Origin of the sequence: Streptomyces sediminimaris (assembly GCF_047049295.1) — a bacterium.
Classification (GTDB): Bacteria; Actinomycetota; Actinomycetes; order Streptomycetales; family Streptomycetaceae; genus Streptomyces; species Streptomyces sediminimaris.
In genome coordinates this window covers 7,226,547-7,244,118 of record NZ_JBJWOT010000001.1, presented here as the reverse complement: position 1 = coordinate 7,244,118, position 17,572 = coordinate 7,226,547, and the positions used below count along the sequence as shown (strand labels likewise).

The 17,572-nt window shown below is 72.6% G+C and carries 18 protein-coding genes; 9 read left to right on the top strand and 9 right to left on the bottom strand.

What is annotated here, in order from left to right:
• Positions 1-132 precede the first annotated feature (132 nt).
• Positions 133-1,293 (bottom strand): PP2C family protein-serine/threonine phosphatase, encoded by a 1,161-nt coding sequence (locus ACJ9NR_RS33190; protein WP_412490987.1) that lies wholly within the window; start codon positions 1,291-1,293, stop codon positions 133-135.
• A 202-nt stretch (positions 1,294-1,495) separates the two neighbouring features.
• Here ACJ9NR_RS33190 and ACJ9NR_RS33185 point away from each other — a divergent pair, with 202 nt between their 5' ends.
• Positions 1,496-1,933, top strand: a complete 438-nt coding sequence (locus ACJ9NR_RS33185) for a MarR family winged helix-turn-helix transcriptional regulator (RefSeq protein WP_412491844.1) — start codon at positions 1,496-1,498, stop codon at positions 1,931-1,933.
• A 269-nt stretch (positions 1,934-2,202) separates the two neighbouring features.
• Here ACJ9NR_RS33185 and ACJ9NR_RS33180 read toward each other — a convergent pair whose 3' ends face one another.
• Together ACJ9NR_RS33180 and ACJ9NR_RS33175 are read right to left on the bottom strand one after the other, a co-directional pair.
• Complete coding sequence (locus tag ACJ9NR_RS33180; protein WP_412490988.1) at positions 2,203-3,045, bottom strand: RNA polymerase sigma factor SigF; 843 nt, start codon at positions 3,043-3,045, stop codon at positions 2,203-2,205.
• A gap of 189 nt (positions 3,046-3,234) precedes the next feature.
• Positions 3,235-3,780 carry an ATP-binding protein gene (locus tag ACJ9NR_RS33175; protein WP_412490989.1) on the bottom strand — a complete coding sequence of 182 codons (546 nt, stop codon included), beginning with the start codon at positions 3,778-3,780 and terminating at the stop codon, positions 3,235-3,237.
• A gap of 229 nt (positions 3,781-4,009) precedes the next feature.
• Here ACJ9NR_RS33175 and ACJ9NR_RS33170 point away from each other — a divergent pair, with 229 nt between their 5' ends.
• Positions 4,010-4,252, top strand: coding sequence for a DUF397 domain-containing protein (locus ACJ9NR_RS33170; RefSeq protein WP_412490990.1), 243 nt, complete (start codon positions 4,010-4,012; stop codon positions 4,250-4,252).
• A 161-nt stretch (positions 4,253-4,413) separates the two neighbouring features.
• The gene (locus ACJ9NR_RS33165; protein ID WP_412490991.1) at positions 4,414-5,319 is read left to right on the top strand and encodes a Sco1979 family transcriptional regulator; all 906 of its coding nucleotides are present in this window, start codon (positions 4,414-4,416) and stop codon (positions 5,317-5,319) included.
• A 45-nt stretch (positions 5,320-5,364) separates the two neighbouring features.
• On the opposite strand, the gene phoU is transcribed toward ACJ9NR_RS33165, so the two are convergent.
• Entirely contained in the window at positions 5,365-6,039 is a 675-nt protein-coding gene (phoU, locus tag ACJ9NR_RS33160) for a phosphate signaling complex protein PhoU (RefSeq protein ID WP_412490992.1), read from the bottom strand.
• Between the two features lie 128 nt (positions 6,040-6,167).
• Here phoU and ACJ9NR_RS33155 point away from each other — a divergent pair, with 128 nt between their 5' ends.
• Positions 6,168-6,779 carry a DedA family protein gene (locus tag ACJ9NR_RS33155; RefSeq protein WP_412490993.1) on the top strand — a complete coding sequence of 204 codons (612 nt, stop codon included), beginning with the start codon at positions 6,168-6,170 and terminating at the stop codon, positions 6,777-6,779.
• A 501-nt stretch (positions 6,780-7,280) separates the two neighbouring features.
• Here the strand turns inward: ACJ9NR_RS33155 and ACJ9NR_RS33150 are convergent.
• Positions 7,281-9,638 carry an alpha-L-fucosidase gene (locus ACJ9NR_RS33150; protein WP_412491845.1) on the bottom strand — a complete coding sequence of 786 codons (2,358 nt, stop codon included), beginning with the start codon at positions 9,636-9,638 and terminating at the stop codon, positions 7,281-7,283.
• A 266-nt stretch (positions 9,639-9,904) separates the two neighbouring features.
• Here ACJ9NR_RS33150 and ACJ9NR_RS33145 point away from each other — a divergent pair, with 266 nt between their 5' ends.
• Positions 9,905-11,248 (top strand): amidase, encoded by a 1,344-nt coding sequence (locus tag ACJ9NR_RS33145; protein ID WP_412490994.1) that lies wholly within the window; start codon positions 9,905-9,907, stop codon positions 11,246-11,248.
• Between the two features lie 113 nt (positions 11,249-11,361).
• Positions 11,362-12,000 carry a LysE family translocator gene (locus ACJ9NR_RS33140; protein ID WP_412490995.1) on the top strand — a complete coding sequence of 213 codons (639 nt, stop codon included), beginning with the start codon at positions 11,362-11,364 and terminating at the stop codon, positions 11,998-12,000.
• Positions 12,001-12,024: 24 nt separating this feature from the next.
• On the opposite strand, the gene ACJ9NR_RS33135 is transcribed toward ACJ9NR_RS33140, so the two are convergent.
• Together ACJ9NR_RS33135 and ACJ9NR_RS33130 are read right to left on the bottom strand one after the other, a co-directional pair.
• Positions 12,025-12,507, bottom strand: coding sequence for a GNAT family N-acetyltransferase (locus tag ACJ9NR_RS33135; RefSeq protein ID WP_412490996.1), 483 nt, complete (start codon positions 12,505-12,507; stop codon positions 12,025-12,027).
• A gap of 56 nt (positions 12,508-12,563) precedes the next feature.
• Positions 12,564-12,737, bottom strand: coding sequence for a hypothetical protein (locus ACJ9NR_RS33130; protein WP_412490997.1), 174 nt, complete (start codon positions 12,735-12,737; stop codon positions 12,564-12,566).
• A 377-nt stretch (positions 12,738-13,114) separates the two neighbouring features.
• On the opposite strand from ACJ9NR_RS33130, the gene ACJ9NR_RS33125 reads away from it, so the two are divergent.
• The 3 genes from ACJ9NR_RS33125 (at position 13,115) to ACJ9NR_RS33115 (ending at position 15,632) form a co-directional block, all read left to right on the top strand.
• Positions 13,115-14,227 carry an ABC transporter ATP-binding protein gene (locus ACJ9NR_RS33125; protein ID WP_412490998.1) on the top strand — a complete coding sequence of 371 codons (1,113 nt, stop codon included), beginning with the start codon at positions 13,115-13,117 and terminating at the stop codon, positions 14,225-14,227.
• 114 nt (positions 14,228-14,341) lie between these two features.
• Positions 14,342-14,791: a hypothetical protein gene (locus tag ACJ9NR_RS33120; RefSeq protein ID WP_412490999.1), complete on the top strand. Its 450-nt coding sequence runs from the start codon at positions 14,342-14,344 to the stop codon at positions 14,789-14,791.
• Positions 14,792-14,816: 25 nt separating this feature from the next.
• Positions 14,817-15,632, top strand: a complete 816-nt coding sequence (locus tag ACJ9NR_RS33115; protein WP_412491000.1) for an SDR family oxidoreductase — start codon at positions 14,817-14,819, stop codon at positions 15,630-15,632.
• Positions 15,633-15,649: 17 nt separating this feature from the next.
• On the opposite strand, the gene ACJ9NR_RS33110 is transcribed toward ACJ9NR_RS33115, so the two are convergent.
• Together ACJ9NR_RS33110 and ACJ9NR_RS33105 are read right to left on the bottom strand one after the other, a co-directional pair.
• On the bottom strand, positions 15,650-15,880 hold the full coding sequence (locus tag ACJ9NR_RS33110) for a hypothetical protein (protein ID WP_412491001.1): 231 nt from the start codon (positions 15,878-15,880) through the stop codon (positions 15,650-15,652).
• Positions 15,881-15,953: 73 nt separating this feature from the next.
• Positions 15,954-17,447 carry an SDR family NAD(P)-dependent oxidoreductase gene (locus tag ACJ9NR_RS33105; protein ID WP_412491002.1) on the bottom strand — a complete coding sequence of 498 codons (1,494 nt, stop codon included), beginning with the start codon at positions 17,445-17,447 and terminating at the stop codon, positions 15,954-15,956.
• Between the last annotated feature and the right edge of the window lie 125 nt (positions 17,448-17,572).

Genomic DNA, 17,572 nt, shown 5'->3' with positions numbered 1-17,572 from the left:
CGTGCCCCTTCAGCACAGCCGTCCGCGCCTCGTCCGACGCCCTCCGGCAATTATTGCCACATGACAAGTATGAGTGCCGCGCGCACCGTGGAAACGACACCGCATCGACACATCCGCGGCTCGCGCGGCGGCTCAGTGCCCGCGCCAGTCCAGGCAGACCACCAGCGCGTCGTCCTGCGGAGCGGACTGGCCGCGGTGGCCGGTCAGCTCCCGCAGGATGGCCCGCGGCACCTCGGCGGCGGGCAGCAGCCGGGTGGACGTGATCGCCCGGGCCAGGGCGGCGTCCCCGTAGGCCTCACCCTTGGGCGAGGCGACCGCGTACACCCCGTCACTGACGAAGACCAGCCGGTCGCCCGGCTCGACCTGGAACTCCTGAGCCACGTAGTCGGTCTCCTCGAACATCCCCAGCGGGAGCTGGGCCTCGAAGCCGACCCGCTCGACCACGCCCTCCCGCAGCCGCAGCAGTTGCGGGGAGCCGGCGTCCACGACCCGCACCCGGCCCGTCGCCAGCTCGAAGTCCAGCATCAGCACCGAGAGGTAGCAGCGCCCCCGGTAGTGCGCGTACACCGCCTGGTCGGCCAGGGCGGCCTGGTCATCGATGGCGATACCGGCCCGCCGGGCGTTGCGCAGGGCGTTGATCGCGAGGTTCGTCAGCAGGGAGGCCTCTATGCCCTCCCCCATGCCGTTGGTGACGTAGAGCATGAGGCGGTCGGCGTCGGCGGACCAGTCGAAGTTGTCACCGAAGATCGCGTACGCCGGCTCCAGCTGGGCCCCGAGGTCGTACTCGGGGCGGGAACAGGAGCGGCCCGGCAGCAGCTGCCACTGCATCTCGGCGGCCAGGGTCAGCCGGTCCTTGCGCCGCGCCCGCAGGTAGACGTCCGTGTCGCGCTCGGCCACGAGGACCTCGTGGGCCAGCACCTCGGCGACGTCCGCGAGCTCGCCCAGCAGCTCGCGCACGGCCTCCCGGTCCCGCATGGTGACCGACAGCACACCCAGCCGGTCCCCGCGCACGGTGACCGGCAGATGCACGCGTACGGCGCCGTCCCGGACGCCCTCCAGGAACGGCTCCTGGGCGCCGAAGGCGCGGCCGGCGGGGCTGTTGTGCACCGACACCGGGGCCGTGGTGCGGGGCAGCTGCGACACCGGCTGCAGGACGGTCAGGCCGTAGTCGGCCAGGAACAGCTCGACGGACTGCGCCGCGTACTCCTCGGCGAGCACGCGGCTCACCGTGTCGAGCAGCTCATGCGGGGCCGCCGTGCGCAGCGCGCGCTCGGCGGTCACAAATCTGTTCACGATGGGAAATACACCATTCCTTCGACGGACACACGCGGGGCTCGCCCTGGGCGACGAGCCGGCCCGGGTCGAGCCGCGCCGCCTGCCCGAGTCATCTGTTGCCGCTTGCGGCACCTAGTACGCTGACGACCGTCCCAGTGCCTGCGAGAGTGTGACGGTGACTGTCTTCCGCCCCCGCCCCGAACCCGCCGAGGTCGCAGGCATGACCTTGACGGCGGTGGAGCTGCTGGAAGTCCTCTGGGGCCGGGCCTCGACCGCGCCGGCCTCTCCCTCCCAGCTGCGCGTGCTGTTCATGGTCGAGCACCAGGACGGCATCAACCTGCGCTCCCTCGCGGACTCCCTGGCCTCCACTCCCCCGTCCACCAGCAGGCTCTGCGACCGGCTGGTGGCCGCCGGATTCCTCGAGCGCATGGTCAGCCCCGCCGACCGGCGCGAGGTGCGGCTGCACCTCAGCAGCCACGGTCGCGCCTTCCTGGACGATCTGCGGGCACGCCGGGAGCGGGAGTTGCGGGCGGTGCTGGAGCTGATGCCCGCCGCCAAGCGGACCGCGCTCCTGGAAGGGCTGGAGTCGTTCTGCGACACCGCGGCGCTGCAGATACACGACAGCGCCGCGCACACCCCTGGAGAGCGGACGGCCTGAACACCGGGCCGGGCCACCGCGAGCCCCGGCACCCCCGGGCTCGGACGGCCGGCGCACGGAGCGGACTCCGCCCACCGGAACATTGCAGATCCTTCCCCTGCCGTACGACTCGCCTACTTTGTTGCCTCACGGCCATAGTTGTCAAATGGCAACTGTTGTGCCGCGGGCGGCCAGGACCCGGCCGGCTGACCGCCTCTCCGACCGGGCCGAGGGCGCCGGACACTCCTGCGCGGTGCGCCGGGGCGGCCCCGGAGGGGGCCGTCCGGCGGTCAGCCGGTGCCGAGCATGCCCTCGCGCAGACCCGCCAGGAGACGGGAGAGCAGCCGGGAGACGTGCATCTGGGAGACACCGAGGCGCTCGCCTATCTCGGCCTGGGTGAGCTCCTCGACGAAACGCCAGTGGATGATCCTGCGGTCCCGTTCCCCGAGTTCGGCGATCATCGGCGCGAGGGCGTGGAAGTCCTCGACCAGGCCGAGCGCTGCGTCCTCGTCGCCGATGAAGTCCGCCAGCGCGGCCTCGCCGTCCTCGCTGCCGTTGATCGCCGCGTCCAGGGAGGCCGACCTGTAGCCGTTGGAGGCGAGTTGGGCCTCGACGACCTCGTCCTCCGGGAGGCTCATCAGCTCCGAGAGCTCCTTGGTCGTCGGCGTCCGGCCGAGCCGGCTGCGCAGTTCCTCGCTCGCGCGGGCGAGTTGGAAGCGGGCTTCCTGGAGCCGGCGCGGGACGTGCACGGCCCAGGTGGTGTCGCGGAAGAACCGCTTGATCTCACCGACGATGTAGGGGACGGCGAAGGAGGTGAACTCGACCTCGCGCGACAGCTCGAACCGGTCGATGGCCTTGATCAGGCCGATCATGCCGACCTGGACGATGTCCTCCATCTCCTCCGGCCCGCGGCTGCGGAAGCGGCCGGCCGCGAAGCGGACGAGGGACATGTTCATCTCGATCAGCGTGTTGCGCGCGTACTGGTACTCCGGCGTGCCCTCCTCGAGGACCGCCAGCTGGTCGAAGAAGAGCTTCGACAGCTCCCGCGCGTCCTGGGGCGCGACCTTCGAAGGGTCCGCGATCTCCGGCACGTCCGCCGTCCGTCCGGCAGTCTGCGCGGTCGTCGCCGTCATGGTGGGTCCCTCCCCGGTCGTCGGCCTCGGCTTCGCCGGACCGAGGCCCGGCAAGCTCCCGGATACCCCGGTCGCCGGGCAGCATGCCTCGCACCCGTTCGGCCGCCGCCCGGGCGCGGACCGCGCCGCCGGGCGTACGAGGAGAGAGAAGAGGGGAGCCAGGAGAGGTGACCGCCGTGCTCCGCGGTGTCAGAGTCCGAACAGCGCCCAGACGACCTTCCCGCCGTCCGCACGCGGACTCCAGCCCCAGCTGTCGCTCAGCGCCGAGACGACCCGCAGCCCCCGCCCCGACTCCGCCAGGTCCTCCGCCTCCACGGCGACCGGCCCCGGATCGCTCTCGTCGGTGACCCCGCACACCGCGCAGGACCAGCTGTCCCAGTACGCCAGCCAGAGCGCGGGCCGCAACTCCGCCCCGTCCGGGGGCCGGCCGTAGCGCAGGGCGTTGCTGATCAGTTCGGAGACGGTGACCGCGACGTCGTCGATGCGGTCGCGGGCGGCGCGGTCGGCGAGGGTCGTCCTGACGAAGTCACGGGCGATGTGCGCGGACTGGGGCAGGGGCGGCACGACGAGGACCGAGCAGCGGGCGGGGCCCCGGCCGTCCTCGGAGGCGGGTGCGAGGGGGAAGGTGATCCCGGGTCCGGGGCGGCCTATGTGATCCACGGCCTGGCACAGCCACTGCCAAGTCGCCTCGATGCGTGGGGGGTCGGCCGGTTCTGCGACTTGCTCTGCGGACATCGCGACCCCTGGGACCCCTGCGGAGAGAACTGACGAGCGCTACACCTGTGCGAAGTATCGTGCTACGCCCGCGAGTCCGTCCGCAAGTGCATCGGCAATTACCGCTGCAATTGCAGACGATCTTGCGAGCGGCGGGAGCCGGGCGCTATCGTCCCCGCATCACCCGTGGATGCAATTGAGGATGCAATTGCAGAGCCGGCAGCGCGACTTCATCTCAAAGAGGCTCCAGATGCAGCACGTGAGCAACGGCATACCCGCCACCCAGCTGAGAGGGGCGATCTGGCGCAAGAGCCATCACAGCAACCCCGAGGGCAACTGTGTCGAACTCGCCGCACTCCCGGACGGGAGTGTCGCCGTGCGCAACTCCCGCCACCCCGAAGGTCCGGCTCTCGTCTACACCAGCGCCGAGATCTCCGCCTTCGTCCGCGGCGTGAAGGACGGCGACTTCGACGGCCTACTCCCCGGCCGTTGAGGTTCTGCACACCCGCGGACGGCCGGAAGGCGCACGTCAACGGCGCGCGCCTTCCGGCCACTTCACGCACCGCAGCCGTTCGGCACCACGGTGCTACCCTCCTTGGTTGAGTCCCGGAAAAATACGCAGACACAGCCGGCGCGGCGGCCGAGGGGATGATCATGACGGCAGTGCGACCCGATCCGATCGCCACCGGTCCCGACGTCCTCAGCCTTCGGCGCGGCGGCCCGACCGTGCAGCGCATCATGCTGGGCACACGCCTGCGCCGCCTGCGGGAATCCCTCAACATCAGCCGGGACACGGCCGCTTCGGCGATACGCGCCTCGGACGCCAAGCTCTGCCGCATGGAGCTCGGCCGCGTCGGCTTCAAGCAGCGCGACGTCGCCGATCTGCTCACGCTCTACGGCGTCCATGACCCCGACGCGCGCCAGGAGTACCTGGAGTCGGTGCAGCGGGCCAACGAACCCGGCTGGTGGCGGGCGTACGGCGACGCCTTCCCGAGCTGGTTCGAGCAGCATCTGGGCCTGGAGGAGGCGGCGTCCCTCATCCGCACCTACGAAGTGCAGTTCATTCCCGGCCTGTTGCAGACCCCTGCCTATGCCGAGGCCGTCATCCGTCTCGGCCACCCCATCAGCTCGCCCGAGGCGATCCAGCGCCGGGTCGATCTGCGCATGACCCGGCAGGAGCTGCTCTCCCGGCCGGATGCGCCGAAGCTGTGGGTGGTCGTCGACGAGGCCGCGCTGCGCCGGCCGCTCGGCGGCACCGGTGTGATGCGCGACCAGCTCGAGCACCTCGTCGAGGTCGCCGCCCGGCCCAACGTCACGCTCCAGGTGCTGCCCTTCCACGTCGGGGGCCACGCGGCGGCCGGCGGCCCGGTCACCGTGCTCCGCTTCCCCGTGCCCGACCTGCCCGACGTCGTCTACCTCGAGCAGCTCTCCAGCGCCCTGTACCTGGACAAGCCCGAGGAGGTCGACCACTACCTCGCGGTCATGGACCGCCTCAGCCTGGTCGCCTCCCCGGCCGTGGATTCGGTGTCCTTCCTGGAAGAGGTCCTGCGGCAGACCTGAGCCCGCCGGGGACCGGGGCGGCGGCCGGGGATCACCCGGATGTGATCACACCGGCGTGGGCGGGTTGTCCACCAGGTCCTCGGCGTGTTCGCCGGTGACCAGGTAGACCACGCGCTGGGCGATGGAGACGGCGTGGTCGGCGAAGCGCTCGTAGTAGCGGCCGACCAGCGTGACGTCGACGGCCGTCTCCACGCCGTGGTGCCAGCGGTCGTCCATCAGGTGCTGGAAGATCAGGCGGTGCAGTTCGTCCATCCGGTCGTCGTCCCGCTCCAACTGCAGCGCGGCGTCGACGTCCTGCGTCATGAGCACCTCGGCGGCCTGCGCCATCAGCCGCTGCGCGAGCTGGCCCATCTCCAGGATCGTGCGGCGCAGATCGCGCGGCACCGCGTGGTCGGGATGGCGTCGCCGGGCCAGCGTGGCGACGTGCTGGGCCAGGACCCCGCTGCGTTCGAGGTCGGCGCTCATCCGCAGTGAGGTGACCACCGTGCGCAGGTCGGTGGCGACGGGCTGCTGCCGGGCCAGCACCGTGATCGCCTTCTCCTCCAGGTCCCGCTGCATGGCCTCCACCTGCTCCTCGGTGGAGATCACGCTCTCCGCGAGCGGCAGGTCGGCGTCCAGCAGAGCACCGGTCGCGCGGCCCATCGCGGAACCGACCAGGTTCGCCATCTCCACCAGGGCCTCGCTGATCGATTCCAGTTCCTTGTGGTAGGTCTCTCGCATCCGTACCTCACCGTCCCGTCCGTGCCCAGCCTGCACCGGCTGCCAGATTCGCACATGGTGTGCCCGGCGTGTCAGGGGAACCCGGTCCGGCGAGGAATCCGGCGAACGGCGGAGAGGGGAACCGGCAGATGCACGCTCTGATCGGCTGGCTCACCGGGCTGTCCGGCCCGCTGGTCTACGCCGTGGTCGTGGCGCTGGTGTTCGCCGAGGACGCGCTGTTCTTCGGGTTCGTCCTGCCGGGCGAGACCGCCGTGATCGTCGGCGGCGTCCTGGCCCGCCGGGGCACGGTGGACCCGGTCTGGCTGACCGTCGCCGTGGTCCTCGCGGCGGTCGCCGCGGACAGCGTCGGCTACGAGATCGGACGGCGCCTGGGACCGCCGCTGCTGCGCACCCGGCCCCTGCGCCGGCGGGCCGAGCGGGTCGAGCGGGCACGTGACCTGCTGCGCAGGCGGGGCCCGGCGGCCGTCTTCGTCGGCCGCTTCCTCGCCTTCGTGCGCTCGCTGGTGCCCGCGCTGGCGGGCGCCTCGCGCATGCGCTACCGCCGCTTCCTGCTGTACAACGCCCTGAGCGGGCTGGCCTGGGGCGTCGGCAACGTCGCCGTCGGCTACGCGGCGGGCGCCGCCTTCCAGCGCGTCGAGGGTGTCGTCGGCGGGACCGTCGCCCTGGTCTCGGTGGCCCTCGTCGTGGCCGGCCTCGTCGTCTGGCGGGTCCGCCGGCAGCGCCGCCGCTCACCCGCCTGAACGGACGGTCACCAGAGCGCCGACACCCTGGTGACCGCCTGCCCCGCGGGTACCCCCGGAATCCGTGAACGGTACAAATGGAAACGGCCCAGCCGTACGGTCCCCCCGCGCCCGGGTGATCCGACCGCGCCGCCGGGGGCCCGTACGGGCGCGGGCAGGAGCGGGATGCGGCTCGCGCCGGCGGTTCCGGCCCGGGTCACCTCCCGCCGGGCGCCCCGTCGCGCCACGCCTCGGCCGCGCCGCTGCCGGTCTGCCGGCCGTGCCGGAGGTGCTCGGCCGGCCGGACGCGGTCCGCCCGTCGTCCGCCGCCGAGGCCGACCGTCCGCGCCCGGGAGGCACCGGTGGCCCCGTGCTCCCCGGGCGAGGTCGGCTCCGCCCTCCGGTCGGCCGGCGCGGGCACCGTGAGCTGTGGCGGGTCCCGCCCTGCGCGAAGGCCGGTGCCGTCAGCGGCGTCGGCACCGCCATGGCCCCGAGCAGCCGCGTCGGTCTCTCCTGCCGGGCTCAGTCATGCCACTCCACCTTGAAGACCCACACGTGCTCTCCCGCCCGGCGGGCCGACTCGGGTACGTCGATCACCAGTGCGCCGTTGCGGACGGTCCAGGTCAGCGGCCGGTCGTGGCCGAGCATCGTCACCCTGTCCCGGGCCCGGACCGGTACGGGTGCCTCGACGGTGAGCCGGGCGCCCGGCCTCGTCAGGGAGTGGATGTAGAAGGCCTCGTCCCCTCGGACGGTGAAGCGCAGGTCGTCGCCGAGCTGGGCCATGCGCGACCAGTACGTCGTGCCGTAGATCGCTTCGCCGTTGACCGCGAGCCAGGCGCCCGTCTCGCGCAGCCTGCTCTGCATGACCTCCGGGATGGTGCCGTCGGCGCGCGGGCCGATGTCGAGCAGGAGGTTGCCGTTCTTGGAGACGATGTCGACGAGGCTGTGCACGACCTCCTCCGCGCTCATGTAGGAGGCGTCCGGGGTCGCCCGGTTGTAGCCGTAGCTGAAGGGGTCGAGGCCGCGGCTGGACTCCCACTTGGCGACGACGGTGTTGTCGTAGGTCGTGTACTCGGGCGTCGTGAAGTCGTGGAAGGCGATGCCCGAGCGGTTGTTGACGGTGACGTCGATCGGACGGGCCCGGTTCTTGGCGTGGTTGAAGTACTCGGCGAGGACGTGCAGGCTGTCGTTCGCGCCGCCGATGTCGCACCAGATGATCTCCGGGTCGTAGCCGTGGATCAGTTCGAGCATCTGCGGGGCCTGGAAGTCCTTCACGTAGTCCTTGCCCGCGGTGTATCCGGTGTACGGCACCGGTTCGAGCGTGTACGGATTGCGCGGGGCGTGGCCCATCCACGGGTTGTCCGGGTTGAACCACTCGGGCATGGAGAAGTACAGGCCGCGGTGGAGCTCGGGCGTGTACCTGCGGGAGGCGGCGAACAGCTCCTTGACCAGGTCCCGCCTGGGTCCCAGCTTGACGGCGTTGCGGTCGGAGACCTTGGTGTCCCACAGGGCGAAGCCCTCGTGGTGCTTGGAGGTCAGCACGTGGTACTGCGCGCCGGCCTCGCGGAACAGCTCCACCCACGCGCGCGGGTCGAACCTCTCCGCGGTGAAGCGCGGGATGAAGTCGTCGTAGGCGAAGTCGGCGCCGTAGGTGTCGCGGTGGTAGGCGTACGTCGGGTTCGACGGGTCCTGCATCTGGTCCCAGTACCACTCGGCGTACTGCTTGCCGACCGGCGCCCAGGCGGGCACCGAGTAGACGCCCCAGTGGATGAAGATGCCGAACTTGGCTCCGTCGAACCAGTACGGCGCCTGGTGGGCGGCGAGGGAGGTCTCGGTGGGCCGGTAGTCGGCCGTGCCCAGGGTCAGCGTGCGCCGGCCGGTGGCGGCTTCGCCGCCTCGGCCGCGGACGGTCACCGCGCCGTCCTGCCGCGTGCCGGGTGCGGTGCCCGCTCGGTTGCGGATGCCGACCCGCACGCGGGCCTGTTCGCCGGGGTCGAGGCGCCGGATGCGGGCGGGTTCGACGGTGCGGGCGCCGGGGACGTCGACGCGTACGCTCACGTCGTCGCCGCTCAGGACGGCGACGGTGCCGGCGTTGACGACGGTGGCCTCGACGCTCTGGGCGCCGGTGGGCTCCAGGAGGGAGGGGGTGGAGCGGGCGTCGCGCAGGGCGAGCGCCCGTCCCCGGGCGGCCGGTTGGAGGGAGAGCGCGAAGACGTGCAGGGAGGTCTTGTTCGCCTCGGCCGGGTTGGTGACCGGCAGGGTGAGGGCGACGGCCTCGCGCCCCGGGTCGAGCCAGACCTCGGAGGTGCCGATGCCGACGCTGTGCTCGTCCTTGGTGCCGTCCGGCTTGTAGCGGTAGGGCGCCGACAGCGAGCCGCCCGCCGCGTACCAGTCGGCGCCGCCGAGGCCGGCCGTGCTGGTCGAGCCGTCCGCGTAGTGGACGGTGGCCCGGCCGGAGGCGTCGCCGTAGCTGCCGGCGGTGAGGAACACGGCCGACAGGTAGCGGCCCCGGGGCAGGTCGACGCGCTGGCCAAGCGCGACGACGTTGTTCCTGGCGCCCGCGGTGGAGGCCGGGAAGTCGAAGGGGATGCCGTCGACCTCGACGCGGCCGGCGGGGAGTTCCTCACCGGGGAAGGTGTAGCCGGAGCCGTCGAAGTCGCCGCCGCGGGCCGCGGCGGTGTCGAGGCCGTCGTTGTCGTAGAGGGCGTCGAGCGGGACCGGGACCGGGTCGGGGACGGGGGCCCACCGGGGTGAGGTGCCCGCGTCGTCGCCGGTGGGCGGGGCGGCGTGTGCCGCGCCGGGCGCGGCGAGGGGCAGGGCGGCCGCGGCGGCGACCGTGGCGGCCGCGCCGAGGACCTGACGTCTTGGATACGGACTCATACTCATGAGCGGCTCCCAATTCATCGGATGTCTGATGATTGAGCGGGCTTATACGCCTGTCAATGGGGCCGATGGCGACCAGAGTTGAGTTATTGATCGGATGAGCTGGGGTGTCGGGGCCGGTGACCGGAAGATCCTCGCCGGAAGTCCGGCACGAGTGCCGCGCAGGTCCGGGAGCGGGAGCTCTCGACGTGCGGCCCGCGCCGGGGCAGAGTGCTGTGCGTACTGACGAGTAAGCCCAGGCTTCGCACCCCCGAGGAGCACCCGTGACCAGCTGGGTCGGCCGGACCGCCGCCGAGATCGCCGCCGCCGTACGCGAGAAGCGGGCCACGCCCCGCGAGGTGGTGGCCGAGCATCTGGAGCGCATCGAGCGGATCGACCCGCGCGTGGGAGCCTTCCGGGTGGTGCGGGCCCGGGCGGCCCTCGCCGAGGCCGACGCGGTGGCCGACCGCGGCGACCTGGCCGGACTGCCGCTGGCCGGCGTGCCGGTGGCCGTCAAGGACAACCTTCCGGTGCGCGGCGAGTCCAACCGGGTCGGTTCCGCGGCGACGCCGGACACGCCCGCCGAGGAGGACCACGTCACGGTGGCCCGGCTGCGGGCGGCCGGCGCGGTGGTCGTGGGCCTGACCAACGTGCCGGAACTGTGCGTCTTCGGCACCACCGAAGGCGTGCACGGCACCGCCCGCAACCCCTGGGACCCGACCCGCACCGCGGGCGGCTCCTCGGGCGGCAGCGCGGCCGCGGTCGCCGCCGGCCTGGTGCCGATCGCCCTCGGCAACGACGGCATGGGCTCGCTGCGCATCCCGGCCGCCAACTGCGGCCTGGTCACCATCAAGCCGGGCCATGGCGTGGTCCCCGCGGGCATCGGCGAGGGCGACTGGTTCGGCATGTCCGAGAACGGCCCGCTCGCCACGAGCGTCGAGGACGTGCGGCTGATGCTGACGGTCCTCGCGGACACCGACGCCGTACGGCCGTCCGAGCCGGGCATGCGCAAGGTCGCCGTCTCGCTGCGCAGCCCCCTGCTGGGCGTCACGATCACCAGCCCGTACGCGACCGCGGCCCGGGACGCGGGCGGCGTCCTGATCAAGGCGGGCCACCAGGTGCGCCGCGCCGAACCGCCCTACCCGCTGTCCCTGAACACGATGTCGCTGACCCACTGGACGGCCGGCACGGCGGTCGACGCCAAGGACCTCGACCCGCGCCTGCTCACCCGGCGCACCCGCGTCCACGCCGCCATCGGCCGCCGCTTCGTCGACCACGTCCGCACCAGCGACAGCCGGGAGCGGCTGCGCCGCCGTATGGAGGCGTTCTTCGCCGAGTACGACGTCCTGCTCACCCCGGCCCTCGCCCGCCGCTCACCCAGGTCCGCGCCCTGGCACGAGCGGGGCTGGCTCGCCAACGTCCTCGCCAACACCAACTACTCCCCCATGACCCCGCCCTGGAACCTCACCGGCTGGCCCGCCATGGCCGTCCCCTTCGGCACCCTGCCCTCCGGCGCCCCCACCGCCGTCCAACTGGCCGGCCGCCCCGGCTCGGAGGCGATGCTGCTGGACGTCGCGGAGCAGCTGGAGCAGCTGCGCCCGTGGCGGCGGACGGCACCGCTGGACTGAGCGCCCCGCGGGGAGCGCCGCGGTGTGCCGGACGCCGGCAGCGGGCGTCGTGCCGGACGCGGGCGCGGAAAAACCGGCTGAGGGCCGGCCCGTCCGCGTGCTTGCATGGGCGCATGCCTTCCACCGACCGGCTTCTCGCCTTCGCGGCGCTGTCCCTCGTGCTCATCGTGGTTCCCGGGCCGAGTGTGCTGTTCGTGGTCGGGCGTGCGCTGGCGCAGGGGCGGCGGGCCGCACTGACCACCGTCGCGGGGAACACACTGGGGGCCTACCTGCTCGTCGTCGCCGTGGCGGTGGGCATCGGGTCGCTCGTGGAGCGCTCGCTGCCGCTCTTCACCGGGCTGAAGCTGTCCGGTGCCGCCTATCTGGTGTACCTCGGCATCAGGGCGTGGCGGGCGCGCGGTTCGCTGCGGGCCGCGTTCACGGGCCAGGACGCGGGCCACAGCGGGCTGCGCACCTTCTGGGAAGGGTTCGCCGTCGGGGTGACGAACCCCAAGACGATCGTGTTCTTCGCGGCCGTGCTGCCGCAGTTCGTCGACCGTGACGCGGCACACGTCACGGCCCAGATGCTGCTGCTCGGCCTGGTCTTCAACGCCATCGCCCTCGCCTCCGACAGCGTCTGGGGCCTGGCCGCGTCCACCGCGCGCGACTGGTTCGCCCGCTCCCCGCGCCGGCTGTCGATGGTGGGCGGGGCCGGCGGGCTGACGATGATCGGCCTGGGCGTCACGGTGGCGGTCACCGGCCGCAAGGACTGAGGGCTTCGAGCGGACCGGGCGGACCTACAGCGCCCGGTGCATCACGTGCAGCCCCACCCGCCCGTACCGGGGATGGTCGTAGGCGTCCGGCACCGTGCCCAGGATCGTGAAGCCCAGCGACAGCCACAGCCGCACGGCGGGGTTGGTCTCGACGACGGCGTTGAAGACCATGGCGTCGTAGCCGTCGGACCTGGCGGCGGCCAGGACGTGTCCGGCCAGGGCGCGTCCGATGCCGCGGCCCGCCCGGTCGGGGTCGACCATGAAGCCGGCGTTGGCGATGTGGGCCGCGGGGCCGCCGTAGTTGGGAGTGACGTAGGCGGAGGCGACGACGGCGCCGCTGTCGTCCTCGGCGACGTAGACCCGATTGGCGGGACCCATCCACAGGGCCCGGGCAGCCTCCTCGGAGGTGTCCGGGTCCCAGGCGTAGGTCTCACCGGCGGCGACGATGCGGTGCCAGAAAGGCCAGATCCGCGGCCAGTCGTCGGCCGCGGCTTCTCTGATCTGCATGGGCGTGAGTCTGGCACGCCCATGCGGTCGGCGATCGCGAGGCTCCTGCCGGCGTCTCAGTCGACGCTGGGCAGGATGTGGGGTTCGGCCAGGTCCTCCTCGTAGCCCGCCAGGCGGATCGGTGCGGAACGGGCCCACACGTCCAGGCTGCCGATCTCGTCGGGCCGGTGGCCGGCGCGCTCCGCGTGTTCCTCGGGGCGCTGTTCGCGATTCGTCTTCTCTGGTGTCACCGCGCACTCCTTATGTGTCGGGTCACCCTCGGGGCGTGCCGGTCGCTCGGCGGTCCGGCGCCTGACGCCCGCTCAGGTGTGAGTCGAAAGCAGTTCGGACGCGGTGGCGCCTGCAACTCGGGTGAGAACAGGCCGCTGTGAACCGGCTTGCCCCGGGACGGACGTGGGTGTGGGTGGGACCCGGTGGTGCTGTCCGTCCGCTCCAGATTAACCAAATGAGCGGAGGACCGCTCTATGGGGCCGAAAACTTGGGCTCAATGTCCTAAGTTATTCGGTTTCAGTCCTCATTTCTGTCACCCGTTCGGCTCACAGACGTGCCGAACGGCCAACACCCGTTCCATCCTGGGTCGGAGAGACATCTCCGGGAGGGGGACGTCATGGCCTCGGTCACCTTCGACAGAGCCACCCGGTGCTTCCCGGCGATGGACCGGCCGGCCGTGGACTCGCTCGACCTCGAGATCGAGGACGGTGAGTTCATGGTCCTCCTCGGTCCTTCCGGGTGCGGGAAGTCGACCTGCCTGCGCATGCTCGCCGGCCTTGAGGACGTCGACTCGGGTTCGGTCCTCATCGGCGTCCGGGACGTCACCCATCTTCCGCCCCGGGACCGGGACATCGCGATGGTCTTCCAGGACTACGCCCTGCTCCCGCATTTGTCGGCTGCCGACAACATCGGGTTCGCCCTGAGGATCGCCCGCATGGCCAGGCCGCCGGCCCGGCAGCGGGTCCGGCACGCCGCCGCCGTACTGGACCTCGAGCAGTACCTCGACCGCCGGCCCGGCACCCTCGCGGGCGGCGAACGGCAGCGGGTCGCGACCGGCCGGGCGCTGGTGCGGGACCCGCGGGCCTATCTGATGGACGAGCCGCTGTCGAACCTCGACGCCCGGCTGCGCGCGCAGACCCGTGCGCGCATCGTCCGGATGCAGCACCACCTCGGCATCACCACCGTGTACGTGACCCACGACCAGCTCGAGGCGATGGCCGTGGGCGACCGTGTCGCCGTGCTCAGGGACGGGGTGCTCCAGCAGGTGGGCACGCCGCGGGAGGTCTACCGCCGCCCGGCCAACACCTTCGTGGGCGGCTTCGTCGGCTCGCCGGCGATGAACCTCCTCCGGCTCCCGCTGTCCGCCGCCGGGGCCCGGTTCGGCGCCCTGGACATCCCGCTCGCCCGTGGCACGCTGCGGGCGGCCGGCGCCCCCGAGATCGTGCTCGGCGTCCGGCCCGAGCAGTTCGAGTTCCTCTCCCCGGAGGACCGCGAGACGCCGGGGCTCGACCTCGTGGTCGACGCGGTCGAGGACACCGGCGCCGTCGTCCACCTCCACACCACCGCGACGTCCGGCCGGGCCCGCGCCGAGCTCGTCGTCCGCCTCCCGGGGCGCCCCGCCTACGGCGAGGGGGCCTCGCTGCGGGTCGCGATCCGCGCCCAGGAGGTGCACTGCTTCTCGGCCGTGACGGGCCGGCGGCTTCCCGGGGACACGGCAAGCGCCGGCTGAGCCCGGCGCCGGGCGGCGGACGGGCCGCACAGTTCAGGTCCCGTTGGCCGAATCGCAAGGCGGCCATGGTCTGCTGGCGGACGGCAACGGCCTGTCCTGCGGGAGGACTGACGCATGCAGCTGCGCAGTGTCGAGGAGCTGATGGATCTGCTGTACGCCTGCCGGGGCTCGTGGGACGCCCCGGGCCCGAGGAGGGGCCGCGTCGATCTGCACCAGCACGCCCTGCAGACCGCCGCGCTGCTGCGGCGCCGGCGCCCCGCGGACAAGGAACTCCAGGTGGCGGGGCTGGTGCACGCCATCGGCCCACTGCTGCGGCCGGGCCGCGCCGCCGCCCACCCCGGTGGCGCGGCCGACGCGGTGCGCGCCCTGCTCGGCGAGCGCGTCGCCCGGCTGGTGCGCGAGCACCACCGCTCCGGTCGGCCCGCCGACGAGGAGCTGGCGTGCCTGCGCCAGGCGGACGAGGAGGGCCGCGCCCCCGGCGTCGACGCCGGGGTGCTGGAGGACTGGCGTACCGTGCTGGAACTGGTCGCCGCACGCAACTCCCGCCTGGGGGCTGTCGACTGACGGCCCGTCATGAGACGGTACGGCGATGAAGCCGTCGTATGGGTCGTACGGGCTGAAGGGCAGGGCCGCCGTCGTCACCGGGGCGACGCGCGGCATCGGGCGCGCGGTCGCCGGGCGGCTGGCCGAGGCGGGGGCGCTGGTGTGCGTCACCGCGCGGGACGCGGACGGGGTCCGGCGCACGGCCGAGGAACTGGGCGGCGTGGGGCTGGCCGGCGGCGTCGGGGACCCGGACCATCTGCGGGCGGTCACCGAGCTGGCGCTGGAGGCGTTCGGCCGGATCGACGTGGTGGTCAACAACGCGGCGACGAACCAGCCGTACGGGCCGCTGATGGACATCGACCCCGGCGCGTGGCCGGAGGCCTTCGCGGTGAACGTCGAGGCGCCGCTGCGGCTGGTGCGGGAGGCGTGGCACGCGTGGATGCGGGAGCACGGCGGCTCGGTGGTCAACATCTGCACGGAGGGCGCCGGCCACGTCGGACCGCACGTCGGCGCCTACGGCACGAGCAAGGCGGCCCTGCTGCACCTGACCCGGCAGCTGGCCGGGGAGCTGGCGCCCGCGGTGCGGGTGAACTCCGTCTCCCCCGGCCTGGTGCGCACCGAGATGGCGCGGTTCGTCTGGGAGCCGGGCGGGCCGGAGCTGGCGGCGGGACTGCCGCTGGGGCGCATCGGCGAGCCGGACGACGTCGCGCGGGCCGCGGTGTGGCTGGCCTCGGACGCCGCGGGGTGGGTCACCGGCGCCGACCTGCTGGTGGACGGGGGGACCCGGGTCAGGACGGCGTACCCCGGGCCGGGGTACGCCGCCGGTGACATTCTTCGCTCATACGCACCACCTCGCTCCTGACGGCGGCCATGGTCCCCTTACGGGAACAGCGCGATGCCCAGGGCGACGATCAGGACGACGAACACGACGATGGCGACCGTGCTCCACGTCCAGGGGTGCTTGTACGGCTCCCGGGCGCCGCCTCGCGGCCGGTCCTCCGGCAGCGCGGACCGGCCCGTACGATCGCTGCCGTAGAACTGCTCATCGGTGGGGTAGCGGTTGCGCGGGTCGTTCTGCGCTCGCGGATCGATGTTGTCCTGACCACCCATGATCACTCCCTGACGCGGTTGTCACCAGGGGCCGGGTTCCCGGCGGGCGCCGGGCCACACGCACGATCGCGGATCACCACTTTCCGGGCGCGTAGTCCTTCAGGAAGACGCCGTACAGGTCCTCGCCCTGTTCGCCGCGCACAATCGGATCGTAGACCCGGGCCGCCCCGTCCACCAGGTCGAGCGGTGCGTGGAAGCCCTCCTCGGCCAGGCGCAGCTTGTCGTGGTGCGGGCGCTCGTCGGTGATCCAGCCGGTGTCGACCGAGGTCATCAGGATGCCGTCGGTCTGGAACATCTCCTGGGCGCTGGTCCGGGTGACCATGTTCATGGCGGCCTTGGCGGCGTTGGTGTTCGGGTGGCCGGCGCCCTTGTAGCCGCGGCCGAAGACGCCCTCCATGGCGGAGACGTTCACGATGTGGGCGCGCCCGCTCGCCGCCTTCCGCGCGGCGTCGGCCAGGGCCGGCCGCAGGGCGCTGATCAGGATGAACGGCGAGGTGTAGTTGCACAGCTGGGTCTCCAGCAGCTCCACCGGGGAGATCTGGTCGATGGTCTGCACCCAGGTGTTGCTGTCGACGACGTCGGGGACCAGGCCGCCCGCGTCGATGGCGGTGCCGTCGAGGTGCCGGGCGACGCTGGCGTTGCCCGCGACCAGGGCGAGGTCGGCGACCTGCTGGGCGTCCAGGCCGCCGGCGCCCGGCGGCAGTGCGGCCAGCCCGTCGACCGCGCCGGAGCCGAAGGCGCCGATGACGTGGTGGGCGGGCAGTTCCCCGGCGGGCAGCGGGGCGCTCTCGCCGTCGACCAGGGCGGCGTAGGCGGAGGGCAGGCGGCGTACGGTCTGCGTCGCGTTGTTGATCAGGATGTCGAGCGGGCCCGCCCCGGCGACCTGTTCGGCCAGGGCCACGGCCTGGGCCGGGTCGCGCAGGTCGATGCCGACGACCTGGAGGCGGTGGATCCACTCCGCCGAGTCGTCCATGGCCTTGAAGCGGCGGATGGCGTCCTTGGGGAAGCGCGTGGTGATCGTGGTGTGGGCGCCGTCGCGCAGCAGCCGCAGCGCGATGTACATGCCGATCTTGGCCCGGCCGCCGGTGAGCAGGGCGCGCTTGCCGGTGAGGTCGGCGCGGGCGTCGCGCTTGACGCGGTTGACGCGGGCGCAGTCGGGACACAGCTGGTGGTAGAAGTAGTCGACCTCCACATACCGGGTCTTGCAGGTGTAGCAGGAGCGCGGGCGCTGGAGTATCCCCGCGATCCTGCCCTCGCCGGTGGCCGACGAGGGCAGCAGCCCCTCGGTCTCGTCGTCGATGCGCTGGGCGGAGCCGGTCGCCGTCGCCTCCGTGACCGCCTTGTCGTGGGCGGTCTTGGCGGCCCGGCGCTCCTGGCGGCGGCGCTGCTTGACGGTGCGGTAGATGCCCGCGGTGGCCCGGCGCACCGCGATCGCGTCCGGGTGGTCGACCTCCAGCCGGTCGAGTTCCTCGAGCACGCCGAGGCAGACGGCGAGCCGTTCGGGGTCGATGCCGGGCCCGAAGACGGCCTCGTCCGTGATCGCCGGGCCGTTGTCTGTCACCGTCATCGCCGCTGCCGTTTCCCTGGTCTTCCGTCGCGGCGCTCCGGTCGCGCCCGCTTTCGAACAGCGAATTTTAACGGAGCGCCGCCCCGGTCCACCAAACCGTCCGCGAGCGGCCGGCAGGAGGTGCC